The sequence below is a fragment of the Paraburkholderia sp. GAS348 genome (genome assembly GCF_050434205.1).
Taxonomy (GTDB): domain Bacteria; phylum Pseudomonadota; class Gammaproteobacteria; order Burkholderiales; family Burkholderiaceae; genus Paraburkholderia.
In genome coordinates this window covers 39007-51936 of record NZ_JBNPVT010000024.1, presented here as the reverse complement: position 1 = coordinate 51936, position 12930 = coordinate 39007, and the positions used below count along the sequence as shown (strand labels likewise).

Genomic DNA, 12930 nt, shown 5'->3' with positions numbered 1-12930 from the left:
CGAGGCTTCCCGGGCTTGTCTCGCATGAGACCTGCGTCGGCCGGGAAGACCTTTTTGCATGAGGTGCATCTTATGGGCCGAACGCAAGTGGCAATCGGACGAATAACCGGGAAAGGGGGCTTCTATTCAACGTTTGCGCAATGGGGGCGCTCACTAGAATGCAAAGCGTACCGATGCATTCGACGGAGCAACCCGATGGACCAACCCAACTTCGATCTGACGCCCCGCGCAAGCTGCGCGGCGGCGCATCGCGTGGGTGCAGGCGCGCTGCGGCGTGCTTCGCGCGGTGCAGCCGGTCTCCTGACCCGCCTCGTCGTGAACCTGGCGGTATGGGTCGCCGGCGGCATCGTGCTGTTGCCGGCCACGACCCAAGCTCAGCAGGCTCAGGACGCCGGCGGCCCCATCGTGATTCCTGGCCCGGGTGAAAAGAATCCGGCTGCCCTCGCCGATCTGGCCGCGCAGATACAGGCAACGCCCGCGAAACGCACCGGGTCCGCGGCGACGCTCGCCGCGGCTACCGCGCAGTCGCTGACGCCGGAGCCAGTCGCGCGCGACGCCGATCCATTCACGCGCGCCGCCAACGCGAGCGGCTCAATCGTCATTCCGGGCGCGGGCGAGCCGGCTGCCGCGCCGCAGATGATCCGCACCAGTTTCAAGCCCGACGCGAACGGGGTCGTGACGATTCCCGTGCCGGCAAGCGCATCGTCCGCCACCTTCGACAGCCTTGCCTCGCGCGGCGAGCCGCCACAGTTGGGCGCGAATGGCAGGCCCGTTGTTACCACGGCGGCCCCCGCGACGATGCCAATGCCGATGCCGATGCCGCCGGCCACCATCGCACGCACGCCGTCGATGCGGCAGGCCGCGCCGGCGGTCGCGCAACAGACTCTGCGGCCCGCAGCGCTGGCGCAACCTGTGCCGCTGGCTGGCCAGCAAGACGCCGAGGCGATTCGCAGCGCCGCGCTCGCCTTCTTGCAGCAGCAATCGGCAGGCTTGCCGGGCAAGGTCGACATCACCGTCGCGCCGGCGTTTCCGCGCGGGCTCGCGGCCTGCACGACGCTCGAGCCCTTCATGCCAAGCGGCGCGCGCCTGTGGGGCCGCATGACCGTCGGCGTGCGCTGCGCCGGCGAACGGCCGTGGACCATCTATCTGCAAGCGCACATTTCGCTGCGCGCCACCTACTATCTGGCCGCCCGCGCGATGGCGCCGGGCGAAGTGCTCACCGCCGCCGACCTCGTCGCGCGCGATGGCGACCTGACCGGTTTGCCGCAGGCAATCGTCACGGACCCGTCGCAGGCAGTCGGCTCGGTGTCGCTCGAGCGCATCGCCGGCGGCATGCCGCTGCGCCGCGACATGCTGAAAAGCGCGTCGGCGGTGTCGATCGGGCAAACGGTGCGGGTTGTCGCGGCAGGCATTGGTTTCGCGATTTCAGCCGAAGGCAGCGCAATGAACAATGCGTCGCCGGGCCAGCAGATACGGGTGAAGACGGCTAACGGCCAGATCATTTCCGGCATCGTCAAAGATGGTTCGACGGTGGAGATCCAGTTGTGAGACGGCGCGGCGGCAAGTCCGGCCGCCTGCGCGCCGGCGCGGATGCAGACGCAGCGGCTAGTGCGGCGGCTGGTGCGGTGGGCAGAGCGGGTATCGAACCCGTCGCGGGGTCGGATCGTCTTGAAAGGAAAGGCAAAGCCTGGAGCGATTGCGTTAAAGTTTTGATCACGGGTTGCCGTTATCAGAATCAAATCGTTCAGGAAGCCAATCGTGAAAGTCGATTCCACAACCAAGTCGAATCTGTCGTCGTTGAAAGACGCCTTGTCCCGCTCGCAGCAAAGCGACGCGGCGAGCGCGAACAGCAACGCGCAGAGTGCGGGCACGGCCTCGCAGCCCACCACCAGCGGTTCGGGCGACGCCAGCGTCAGCCTGTCGGGTCTGTCGCAGCATCTGCGCAGCCTCGCGGCGTCCGGTTCGGCCGATATCGACACGGCGAGTGTCGAGTCGATCAAGGCAGCCATCAAGGACGGCTCGCTGACGATCGATTCGAGCAAGATCGCCGACGGCGTGCTGAATACCGCGCGCGAACTGTTGCAAAGCAAAACCTCGTCGACCGGCAACTAATCGACGCATCGAAGTATGGTGAATTGCCGGGCGGCATTCGACAAACCCGGCTCGCGAATCATGCGCGAGCCGCCGTGTTCAGCGAGTTGTTGAGATGAAAGACGCCCTGCTTGCCACCCTCATCGAAGAATATTCGGCCGTCGAGGCGTTCGCCTCGATTCTGACGCTCGAGACCAAGGCGCTGACTGCCTTGTCGCCGCTGGAACTGCTGCCGCCGATCGTCGAGAAGAAAACCGAATTGATCGGCACGCTCGCCAGGCTCGAAGCCGCGCGCGACGCACTGCTCGCGGAAATGGGCTTTCCGGCCGGCTGGCCCGGCATGGAACTGGCGGCCAGCGCGGATACACGGCTCGCCGAGCAATGGGCGCTGCTGCAAAAAGCCGCCGAGCGGGCGCGGCGCTTCAATACAAGCAACGGTGAGCTGATCCGCGTGCGGATGGAATACAACCAGCGCGCGCTGACGGCGCTGCAGGTGGCCGTGCCGCAGAAGGCCGGTTTCTACGGACCCGATGGGCGGATTCCGGCGCGTCCGGCAGCTTGAAAATTTCGCTCGCGCGGCGCGTTTCACGCGCTGACGCACTTCAGTAGATTGCTTTGAACCAAAAGGGCTCGTCTTTGACGGGCCCTTTTGGTTTTCCCCTCCGGCACAGGGCGCCTAAGCCCTCCTCCACCGCGCGTTGGCCATCCGGCCAGGTAGCGCGGAATCCTCCGCCACGCTGAAATCACGAGTTCCCCCACTGAGGTTCTCCGCCGTCACGAGCAGCTTGTCGACGCTGCGCCGGACGAGCCACGCGGAGCGTTATCCACTAGCGAGGTTGTGTAATCGTGTGTATGATTCGAGGAGTGCAATATGAACAGTGCCGAGGTCGTCAAAGTGATTCAAGCGGATGGCTGGCGGCTGGTCCGAACATCGGGCAGCCACCATCATTTCCGGCACGCGGTAAAAGCCGGTCTCGTGACCATCCCGCATCCGAGGAAAGATCTTCCGCCCGGCACACTGAACAGCATCTTGAAACAGGCAGGCCTGAAATGAAGAACCTGATTTTCCCGATCGCGATCGAGCCTGGTGACACGCACCATGCGTTCGGCGTGGTCGTCCCCGACATTCCGGGTTGTCATTCGGCGGGTGATTCGCTGGAAGAAGCCTACGCCAACGCGAAAGCAGCGATCGAGGCGCATCTGGACACGCTGCTCGACGAAGGCTTGCCGATTCCCAACCGGCTGACGCTGGACGAGCATCGGCGCAATCCGGACTACGCGGGTTTTACTTGGGGTTTTGTCACCACGCGGAATATTCCGGCGCTGAAAAAGGCGGTGCGCATCAATATCTCGCTGCCCGAGGCGCTGGTTCATGATATCGACGCTTACGCAGAGGCGCGCGGCATGTCGCGCTCAGCGTTTCTCGCGCTGGCCGCGGAGCATGAAATGGCGGACGCGTAACCGGAGCGAAGAGAAGGCGGACGTTTCGTGCACCGCCGGTCAAACCTCAATCCATCAAACTCAGGTCGCCTCGGCGTTCGCCCAGGCCATCTCGCGCAGGCGCGTGCGCAAACGCGCCACGGCCTGGCTGTGCAACTGGCACACCCGCGACTCACTGACTTCCATCACCGCGCCAATTTCGCGCAGGTTCATGCCGCGTTCGTAGTACAGCGACATCAGCAACTTCTCACGTTCCGGCAGGCGGTCGATCGCCTCGATCAGCGCCGAGCGCAGGCTGTCGTCCAGCAACGCCGACAGCGGGTCCGAATGATCGACGCAGTAACGGTCAAGAAACGGCTCGTCGTCCGCGGAACGGTCGAAGTCTTCGTAATAGATCAGCTGGCTGCCGTGCAGGTCCTGGAGCATCGACTGGTACTCGTCGAGCGGCATTTGCAAATGCTCGGCGATCTCCGTTTCGCTCGCCGAACGGCCCAGATTCTGTTCAACCTTGTGCACGGCGGACTCCACTTCGCGCGACGTACGCCGCAAGCTGCGCGGCAACCAGTCGTTGCTGCGCAATTCGTCGAGCATCGCGCCGCGAATCCGCTGGCTGGCATAGGTCTCGAACTGCGCGCCCTGGTCTTCCTTGTAGCGGCTCGCCGCGTCCAGCAGTCCGATCATGCCGGCCTGGATCAGGTCGTCGAGATCGACACTCGCCGGCATCTTGGCAACGAGCTGCAAGCCGAGGCGACGCACCAGGGGCGCGTACTTCGTCAGAACATCGGCTTGGGAAATCTTTCCCTGAGCGTTATACATCGTGCTCCCCTTGTCCGTGTGCCGCCTCTCAGGCGTGCTGCACGGACGGTTGGTCGGCGAGTTGCGCCGCTGTAACTGTCGCAGGCGCCATCCAGGGCGTTTGCGACGACATCGCTGGCCGCATCGGCCAGTACTGCAATTCGGCGGCAAGATGCCGGAAATCGCGCGCAGCCGGTGTCGATGGGAAGGCATCGACGACACACCGCGACAACTCCTGGGCTCGCGCCATCCGCGCATCGGCGGCAATGCAACCGGCGTCTTGCAGCGCCACCGTCAGGTAGCGTCCGGCCACGCCGGCCAGGTTTGCAAAAGCGGTATGCGCGTCGGCCACGCTCTGCACGTGGTTCACCAGCACGCGAAACTGCGCGGTGGCGTGGGCGTAGTGCAGGCGCTTCATGCACGCATACGCGTCGGTGATCGCCTGCGCAGCCACGCGCGTGACGATCATCAGGTCGTGCGCCTGCATCGCGAGCGGCGACAGGTGGCCTTGCTGATCGAGTTGTGCGTCGATCAGCACGATGTCGGCGGGACCGTGCAGCACGGCGCCCAACTGCTCGGCCGTGTGGCCTTCGCGGTTGTTGCGCGAGGCAGCCAGCACCGAGAACCCGAGTGCGTGCCGTGCGGTGGCGTCGTCGAGCGTCATCTCGCCCTTCATCACCGCCGCAAAATTGCCCGCGCCGCGCACGCCGCCGAGCATTGCGCTCACCGACTTGTCGCCGAGACATTCGTCGATCACCAGCACGTCCTTGCCCTGCTGCGCGAGCGCCGCGGCGAGGTTCACCACGGTCGTCGTCGAGCCGACGCCGGCCGATCCACCCGTCACGGCAATCACGCGCGAGCCGCTTCTCGCCAACAAGCGCCGCAATCCTTCGGCTTGATCCGAGAAGAATTTATCCAAAGCGGACCTCGTGCAGTTCGGCCGTCGAGCGTGCGGACAGCGCGGACAGCAGCGCCGGAATGTCGTCGTCGTGCGGCACGAACGGGGAGTTGTCGCGCGGAATGCAGAACGTGCTCTTGATGAGGAATTTCTTCGTCCCGACGTACAGGTTTTCCGGCACCTTCTGACCGGTCGACACGTAGTGCACCGGCAGCTTGTAGCGAATCACGGTATCGAGCACGCCGCCCAGATTGGTGGCTTCGTCGAGCTTGGTCAGGATGCAGCCGGCAAGCGGCTGTTGATCGGGTGCGCGCTGATAGGCCTGCACCACTTCGTTCAACGTATCGCCGTGGCTCGTCGCGTTGAGCAGAAGCAGACGCTGCACCGGCTGGCCGGCGCGGCACAGCATCGCGATCTGGTCGGAAACCAGGCGGTCGCGCTGGCTCATGCCGATCGTGTCGATCAGCACAATGTGCTTGTTGCGCAACTCGGAGAGCGCGAGTTGCAGATCGGCGCCGTCTTTTACCGCGTGTACCGACACGCCGAGAATCTTGCCGAAGATGCGCAGTTGTTCGTGGCCGCCAATCCGGTAGCTGTCGGTGGTGAGGAGCGCCACCTTGCTGGCGCCGAAGCGCATCACGCAGCGCGCGGCGAGCTTGGCGGTAGTCGTGGTCTTGCCGACGCCCGTCGGGCCCATCAGCGCGAACACGCCGCCGCGCTCCATCAGCGCGTCTTCGTCTTCCATCACCGGCAGGTTCGATTCGAGCACCGAACGCACCCAGTCCATGCCGCCTTCCACGTTGTCGACGTCGTCGGGCAGGTTGTCGACCATCATCTGCACAAGCTGCGCGGAGAATCCGGCGGCGAACAGGTGCTTGGTGAGCGCGGCGCGCGCCGGGCTGCGGCGCTGGCGATCGCCCCACAGCAGGCCGGCGAAGTGTTCTTCCATCATGCCGCGCATCGACGACAGTTCGTTCATCACGGTGTCGTTGACGACCTGCTCCATGCGCGCCTTGATCGCTTCGGCAACTGAAGCAGGGGTGCGGGCGTCGTCGCCGGTGGGCAGCGGCGGTGCAACTTTCTGAGCGGCGCGGCGCGCGGCGACTTGCGCGCCTTCGCGGGCCCACTCGGGCGAATCGGTGACTTGCGATACGGCCGGTTGGACAGCGGCCTGCCGCGAGGCCGGCTGTGAACCCCCTTGCGCGGCGGGTTCGACCGCGGCGCCGAGGCCCTTGGCTATTGCGGCAGCCGGAGTCATCGCTGCGGGGCGCGCGCTGTATGCGCCTTGCTGCTGTTGTTCGGCCGCGACGCGGCGCGCGTGGTCGATCAGCCAGGGATTCGATTCGGCCATCGTGCGCTGCGCATCGGCTGCCGGCACACCGGCGGCTTTGTGCAGAGCCGCACTGATGTCTTCGGAAAGACGCGTCGCCGCAACGCCGGCGCCGGGTTGCCCGATGCTGATCGATTGCGAGAGCGACGCCGCCGCGGGCGCGGCCAGCGGTGCTTTAGGCGTGTTTGGCAGTGCCGGCTTCGGCGCGGCGGAACCGGTGGCCTTCGCGGCCGAGCTTGCAGCAGCGCTAGCGACGTTCGGCGTCATATTCTCGGCGCCCGCTTCCGGGCTTGCGCCGAATACGGACGAGAACACGTCGGGCATGCCGCTCGCATACGGATTCGCTTGCATCGTCGGATTGGCGCGCGGTGCGGCAAGCGCGGGCTGCTGTCCGGCCATCGCATTCATCGGTGCGCCGGCGCTGCCGCGTGGCGCCTTCGGCGTGATGGCGGCGAGGTCGCTGTCGGCCACCGCGACGATCTCGACGCGGCCGTCGTCCATCGTGCGATTGGACAAAACGACGGCATCCGGACCCAAGGCTTCGCGCACGAGACGCAAAGCATCGCGACTGGTAGCACCGACAAATTTACGAATGTTCAAGCTGGACCCCCGATGAGGTATACGGACTTACGGACCGGCAACATACCGCTTCCCATTGAGATCATTATTGCGAAACCCGTCGAGCCACGATCGATGGATAAAGACCGCTAAAGGCAGGCAATTCGGGCGATGGAACGTGCTTCGATTCGCACGCACGGGGTTTAACCGTGTGCCCCGATCAGATTCACCACCTTGATATTCCGCGTATCCGGCACTTCCGCGTACGACAGCACCTTCAACTGCGGCAGGCTGCGGCGCAGAAACCGCGCGAGCATCGGCCGTAGCGCGTGCTGCACCAGCAGCACCGGCGCGATCCCAAGGTTCTGCTGACGCGTCATCGCCTTCTGCGTTTCGTTCAGCAGCGTATGCGCGAGGCCCGGTTCGAGACCCGGATTGGCGCCCGTGGAAAGCGCCTGCGACAACACCCGCTCCAGATTCGAATCGAGGCCCATCACCTGCATGTCGCCCGCACCCGGGAACCACTGCTGCGTAATCGCGCGGCCCAGCGCGAGGCGCACGGCGGCGGTGAGATCATGCGCGTCGGTGACCTTCGGCGTGTGTTCGGACAGGGCTTCGAGAATCGTGCGCATGTCGCGGATCGGCACGCCTTCTTCCAGCAGGTTTTGCAGCACCTTTTGCAGGGTGGTGAGCGACAGCGACTTCGGCACCAGATCGTCGACCAGCGACGGCGTGTCTTTTTGCATCCGCTCCAGCAGCGCCTGCACTTCGCGGCGGCCGAGCAGTTCGGATGCGTGCGTGACCACCAGGTGATTCAGGTGCGTCGCCACCACCGTGCTCGAATCGACCACCGTGTAGCCGTACACCTGGGCCTGTTCGCGCAGATTCGTGTCGATCCAGATCGCCGGCAAGCCGAACGCCGGATCTTGCGTCGGCGTGCCCGGCAGCGCGGCGGACACCTGCCCCGGGTTAATCGCCAGCCACTGCCCCGGATACGCCTCGCCGACGCCCACTTCGACGCCTTTGAGCGCAATCCGGTAGCCGTTCGGCCGCAATTCGAGGTTGTCGCGGATATGGATCACCGGCGGCAGGAAGCCGATTTCCTGCGCGAACTTCTTGCGGATGCTCTTGATCCGCTTGAGGAGTTCGCCGTCCGAATTCTTGTCGACGAGCGGAATCAGCCGGTAGCCCACTTCGAGCCCGAGCGTGTCGATCATCGTTACGTCGTCCCAGCTGGCTTCGGCGTTTTCCACCGGAGTCATCGCGGCCGGCGCGACGTCGACGAGCGTCGCGCCGCTCTTGCGTTCCTCGCTGCGCTTTTTCATCGTGCGGCCGAGTTGAATCAGACCGCCGCCGAGGATCAGAAACGCGAAGTGCGGCATGCCCGGAATCAGGCCCATCAACACGAGAATGCAGCCGGTGATCACCAGCACGCGCGGGTTCGTGAACAGCTGGCCGGTCAACTGCGTACCGATGTCTTCGTTGGTCGCGACGCGCGAGACGATCACACCGGCCGCCGTCGAAATCACGAGCGACGGGATCTGTGCGACGAGGCCGTCGCCGATTGTCAGCAGCGTGTAGGTCTTGCCCGCGGACGCGAAGTCCATGCCGTGCTGCACCATCCCGACGATCAGGCCGCCGACGATGTTGATCACCATGATCAGCAAGCCGGCGATCGCATCGCCGCGCACGAACTTGCTGGCGCCGTCCATGGACCCGTAGAACTCGGCTTCCTGGGAGACTTCCTGGCGGCGCTTGCGGGCCTGATCTTCGTTGATGAGGCCGGCGTTCAGATCGGCGTCGATTGCCATCTGCTTGCCGGGCATCGCATCGAGCGTGAAGCGCGCGGACACTTCCGCGATCCGCCCCGCGCCCTTGGTGATCACCATGAAGTTGATGACCATCAAAATGATAAAAACGACGATACCGACCGCGAAGTTGCCGCCCACGAGAAAGTGGCCGAACGACTCGATCACCTGGCCCGCCGCGTCCGGTCCGGTATGGCCTTCGAGCAGCACGACGCGCGTGGACGCCACGTTCAGCGACAGGCGCAGCAAGGTCGAAAACAGCAGCACGCTTGGGAAAGCGGCGAAGTCGAGCGGTTTCATCGTGTACATGCTGACGAGCAGCACCATCACGGAAAGCGCGATATTGAAGGTGAACAGCAGATCCAGCAGAAACGGCGGCAACGGCAGAATCATCATGCCGAGGATCATGCAGATCAGCACCGGCCCGGCGAGGGCGCGCAAATTGGTGCCGCTCAAGGCATCCGGCCGTCGGGACAGGAATCCGGCGCGAGCGTTCATGCGGAGGCTCCTGAAGCGTTGTGGTTATCTGACTTATTGGCTAAATCAAGCGCGTCGGCGGCTTCCTGCTCGGCTTCATCGTCCGAAACGCCGCCTTTGTCGAGCTCCGGCGGCACGTCGAACTCGGTCGGTGCGACCGGCGCGACGCCGCCTTCGGTGTTGAAACGCCGCAACTGATACACCCACGCGAGCACTTCGGCGACCGCGCCATATAGCGGGCCGGGAATTTCACGGTTCAGTTCGACGTTGTGATACAGCGCACGCGCAAGCGGTGGCGCTTCCAGCAGCGGCACGTTGTTTTCGGCGGCGATTTCGCGAATCCGCGCGGCCACCAGATTCACGCCCTTGGCGACCACCTTCGGCGCGCCCATCTCGCCATCGGTGTACTGCAGTGCGACCGCGAAGTGCGTCGGGTTGGTCACCACCACGTCGGCCTTCGGCACCTGGGTCATCATGCGGCGGCGGGCCATGGCGCGCTGTTGCTGGCGAATCCGGCCTTTGACGTGCGGATCGCCTTCGCTTTCGCGGTGTTCGCGCTTCACTTCTTCCTTCGTCATGCGCAGTTTCTTATGGAACTGCCAGAGTTGATACGGCACATCGAGCGCGGCCACGACGAACATGCCCGCCACCGTCATGCCGCAGCACACCGCGATCAGATGCATGGCGCTGGCGAGCGCAAGGTGCAGCGGCTGGGTCGCCAGCGCGAGAATTTCCTCGCGGCGATTCCAGATCGCCGTGCCGCCGATACCGCCCACGACGAGCGTCTTCGCGAGCGACATGCCGAGCTGAACCGGCCCGTTGATCGAGAATATCTTGCCGAGCCCCGCGATCGGATTGAGCCGGTTGAACTTGGGCTCGAGGCCTTTCGAAGACAGCTGCCAGCCGCCCAGCGCCATGGGCGCGAGCAAAGCGGCCGCGCCGGTGAACGCCAGAACCGGCAGCAGCGCATACAGGCCTTCGCGGCCCGCAGCGCCCGCGCCGATCATCATGCGGCGGGTTTCGAACACCGTGGCATGGTCGAACGTGAAGGCCGAGCGCAGCATGCCCTGCAGATGCTCGCCGATGCTGCCGGACATGCCCCATACGCCGAAGAAGCCCGCTGCCAGCAGCGCAAACGTCGACAGCTCCCGCGAACGCACGATCTGCCCTTCCTCGCGCGCCTTTTGCAGGCGCCGGGGAGTGGCTGATTCGGTTTTTTCGAGGTCGCTATCCTCTGCCACAAACGCTCTCCAGTCGGCTGAGGCACGGCGCCTCTTTCCAGTGAGAGCGATTATTCCCGCTCGACGCAAGCACCGATCGGCGGATAAGGGCGGAGAAAGGGGGGTATTTCGAGGGATGAAACAGCCACTGCGGCCAGCGGCCACCCGCGCGATTTCGCGCGGGTGGCCAAGCGGTTCTTACGCGTGCGTCATGCGGCTCAGAAGCCGACGTAAGGCGCCTGACCGCCGTTCAACGTCTGATCGAAGCCGTAATACACGTAACGGCCATAAAAGAACGGCAAACCGAGATCGAAGCTGCTGCTGCCGCCGATCTGGCCGGCCAGATCGTTGAACGCATAGTTGCTGCTGTTGCCGAACAGCGTGGCCGCGCTCAGGATGCCGATGCTGACGCTAGCTTTCGTGCCGTTCAGGCCGGCCAGGGTGATCGACCGGGTCTGCGCGGACGACGGACAATAGAAACTGGCGAAATTAGTGCACAGCGCGAGCGAGTTATCGGCGAAGAAGTACGCGTTCGAACCCGAATCCAGGAACGCCTGCACGGTCGTGCCGTTATAGACGCTGTTGTTCATGTCGCCGAAGGGATCGGTGGTGAAGGTCTGTGCGGCCGCCAGCGCATTGTTCGACTGCGTGCCGATCCCGAACACCAGCGTGCCGGTTGCCAACGGTGCGCCTGTGTTCGACACCGGCGGCATCTGCACGATCACGCCGTTGTTGTCGCCGGCAAAGTTGGCGGCCGGATTGGCGACCTGCTGGTTAAGCGGCACCGCGGTACGGGCGCAAGAGGTACCGCCCGGGCACGCGAAATAATTGCTGTAGTTAGCGGCAGTCGTCGCGTTCTGGCAGATTGCGCCGCAATCGGTGGGCGCCGTGCCGATGCCGAGAATACCGTTGGCGCCGAGATCGCTAGCGGTGTTTTCCGCCGGACCGCCGCCGCAGCCCTTCGCCGGTATCGTACCTGCGGCCGGATCGCCGATGATCTGTATCGGGATGGCCCCGGCCGTCGTCTCTCCGCCGATCTGCACGGTCGCGGTACGCACCGTGCCCCACGTGTAGCCGTCGGCGAAGGTCGCGCACTCGGCGAGCTGCGCACCGCTGGACAGGGTACTGATCGGCAACAACGAAGTATTTACCACCGAACTGACCAGACGCAGCCCGAACGAACCGGTATCGACCTGGATGTTTTTTATCGTCTGACAATTGGATGTCGTACCTGGCGGGCAGACGGTCACGCTAACCGTCGGAATATTGATCACGCCCTTCACGCCCGCGCCGACCGTGATCGGCACGGTGTTCGCCGCGTTCGCCGCGATCGGTTGCTGGGTTGGACTGGGCGGCAACGAGCCGCCGTTCAACGCGTTCGACGAATTATTATTGGAACCGGAGCCGCCGCCACCGCATGCGGCCACCACCGCCACCAACACCACGGCCACGACTGCCTGCATCCAGCCCTTGAGCTTCACAGCACTTTGCATGGTTCGCATCGCTCGTCCTCGCCCTTACTGGATGTCGGAACCGCTAACGCCGGCGGGCAACGCCGGCGGCAACCAGGCCTGACCGTTGAACGCGCCCATGTGGCCGCCGGAGCGCACCACGAGGTTGCCCTGGTCGACCGCAACGGGGCCACGAGCGCCTCCGCTCGCCGCGCGCACGGCTTTTACGCCGGCGACATATTGCGGGAAATAGCTGCCGAGCAGATCGCTGAGATCCGGCATTTGCGGACCGCGCCACGCGATGCCGAAGACCGAACCGTCCGCGGCGAGGTATTCGCGCACCACCGTGCCGTTGCCGAGCGTAGTTTCACGCACGGTGTAAGACGCGGAAGCCGAGGTGGGGGCTGAGGTAGAAGCGGCCGCGCTGGAGGCAGAACGCATGACGCTTTGAGCCGCCGTTGCCGAACTGGTGCCGGGTTCAACGGTGCGGGAAGAAACCAGCGCATCCGCAGGGGGCGTCATCGGGGCGCCGCCCAGTCCCGCATAGGCGGACCGCACGGCTGACAGCGAACAGGGCAAAGCTAGCGCCATAACGAACCCGGCGCGACGGACATGACTCCACATGACAAGGCTCCTCCCGAACTGCTGCCGCTCGGCTCGCACCTCGTACGAACCGGCTGCATGTATGCAGATCATACGGCACGACTGCGGTCGCACTCTGAAGGAATGCTTCACCGTGCCACCGCCCGGTGACTATTTCTCACCAGAAAGCCGTGCCGCTGCTCGAGTTCGCAGTATGCCTGTGGATTGTATCGGCAGACAGCTAGCGCACTCGGGAGCGTAGCTTGCCACCCATACCGGC

The 12930-nt window shown here is 64.6% G+C and carries 12 protein-coding genes; 5 read left to right on the top strand and 7 right to left on the bottom strand.

The window, feature by feature from the left end; genetic code table 11:
• Positions 1–195: 195 nt before the first annotated feature.
• The 5 genes from flgA to P3T22_RS28060 all read left to right on the top strand — a co-directional run bounded on the left by flgA (position 196) and on the right by P3T22_RS28060 (position 3552).
• On the top strand, positions 196–1548 hold the full coding sequence (gene flgA, locus P3T22_RS28080) for a flagellar basal body P-ring formation chaperone FlgA (RefSeq protein WP_429326719.1): 1353 nt from the start codon (positions 196–198) through the stop codon (positions 1546–1548).
• A 210-nt stretch (positions 1549–1758) separates the two neighbouring features.
• A complete protein-coding gene (gene flgM, locus P3T22_RS28075) occupies positions 1759–2112 on the top strand; it encodes a flagellar biosynthesis anti-sigma factor FlgM (protein WP_063497633.1) in 354 nt (117 codons plus the stop codon).
• Positions 2113–2206: 94 nt separating this feature from the next.
• Positions 2207–2653 (top strand): flagella synthesis protein FlgN, encoded by a 447-nt coding sequence (locus P3T22_RS28070; protein ID WP_063497634.1) that lies wholly within the window; start codon positions 2207–2209, stop codon positions 2651–2653.
• Positions 2654–2962: 309 nt separating this feature from the next.
• Complete coding sequence (locus P3T22_RS28065; RefSeq protein ID WP_063497635.1) at positions 2963–3145, top strand: type II toxin-antitoxin system HicA family toxin; 183 nt, start codon at positions 2963–2965, stop codon at positions 3143–3145.
• On the top strand, positions 3142–3552 hold the full coding sequence (locus P3T22_RS28060; protein ID WP_063497636.1) for a type II toxin-antitoxin system HicB family antitoxin: 411 nt from the start codon (positions 3142–3144) through the stop codon (positions 3550–3552). The genes P3T22_RS28065 and P3T22_RS28060 overlap by 4 nt, the downstream gene beginning before the upstream one ends.
• A 60-nt stretch (positions 3553–3612) precedes the next feature.
• Here P3T22_RS28060 and P3T22_RS28055 read toward each other — a convergent pair whose 3' ends face one another.
• The 7 genes from P3T22_RS28055 to P3T22_RS28025 form a co-directional block, all read right to left on the bottom strand.
• Positions 3613–4347 (bottom strand): RNA polymerase sigma factor FliA, encoded by a 735-nt coding sequence (locus P3T22_RS28055; RefSeq protein ID WP_063497637.1) that lies wholly within the window; start codon positions 4345–4347, stop codon positions 3613–3615.
• Between the two features lie 28 nt (positions 4348–4375).
• Complete coding sequence (locus P3T22_RS28050; RefSeq protein ID WP_429326718.1) at positions 4376–5245, bottom strand: AAA family ATPase; 870 nt, start codon at positions 5243–5245, stop codon at positions 4376–4378.
• Positions 5238–7154 carry a flagellar biosynthesis protein FlhF gene (gene flhF / locus P3T22_RS28045; protein ID WP_063497639.1) on the bottom strand — a complete coding sequence of 639 codons (1917 nt, stop codon included), beginning with the start codon at positions 7152–7154 and terminating at the stop codon, positions 5238–5240. The genes P3T22_RS28050 and flhF overlap by 8 nt, the downstream gene beginning before the upstream one ends.
• Positions 7155–7315: 161 nt before the next feature.
• Entirely contained in the window at positions 7316–9418 is a 2103-nt protein-coding gene (gene flhA, locus P3T22_RS28040) for a flagellar biosynthesis protein FlhA (protein WP_063497640.1), read from the bottom strand.
• Positions 9415–10638 (bottom strand): flagellar biosynthesis protein FlhB, encoded by a 1224-nt coding sequence (gene flhB, locus P3T22_RS28035; RefSeq protein WP_429326717.1) that lies wholly within the window; start codon positions 10636–10638, stop codon positions 9415–9417. Before flhB ends, flhA begins: the two co-directional genes overlap by 4 nt.
• A 197-nt stretch (positions 10639–10835) precedes the next feature.
• Complete coding sequence (locus P3T22_RS28030; RefSeq protein ID WP_429326716.1) at positions 10836–12119, bottom strand: DUF3443 domain-containing protein; 1284 nt, start codon at positions 12117–12119, stop codon at positions 10836–10838.
• Between the two features lie 15 nt (positions 12120–12134).
• Positions 12135–12692, bottom strand: a complete 558-nt coding sequence (locus P3T22_RS28025) for a DUF2844 domain-containing protein (protein ID WP_429326715.1) — start codon at positions 12690–12692, stop codon at positions 12135–12137.
• Positions 12693–12930 lie beyond the last annotated feature (238 nt).

Coding starts and splice junctions, on each gene's coding strand:
- flgA (WP_429326719.1), top strand. CDS start 196: ATGGACCAACCCAACTTCGATCTGACGCCCCGCGCAAGCTGCGCGGCG.
- P3T22_RS28070 (WP_063497634.1), top strand. CDS start 2,207: ATGAAAGACGCCCTGCTTGCCACCCTCATCGAAGAATATTCGGCCGTC.
- P3T22_RS28065 (WP_063497635.1), top strand. CDS start 2,963: ATGAACAGTGCCGAGGTCGTCAAAGTGATTCAAGCGGATGGCTGGCGG.
- P3T22_RS28060 (WP_063497636.1), top strand. CDS start 3,142: ATGAAGAACCTGATTTTCCCGATCGCGATCGAGCCTGGTGACACGCAC.
- P3T22_RS28055 (WP_063497637.1), bottom strand. CDS start 4,347: ATGTATAACGCTCAGGGAAAGATTTCCCAAGCCGATGTTCTGACGAAG.
- flhA (WP_063497640.1), bottom strand. CDS start 9,418: ATGAACGCTCGCGCCGGATTCCTGTCCCGACGGCCGGATGCCTTGAGC.
- P3T22_RS28030 (WP_429326716.1), bottom strand. CDS start 12,119: ATGCGAACCATGCAAAGTGCTGTGAAGCTCAAGGGCTGGATGCAGGCA.
- P3T22_RS28025 (WP_429326715.1), bottom strand. CDS start 12,692: ATGTGGAGTCATGTCCGTCGCGCCGGGTTCGTTATGGCGCTAGCTTTG.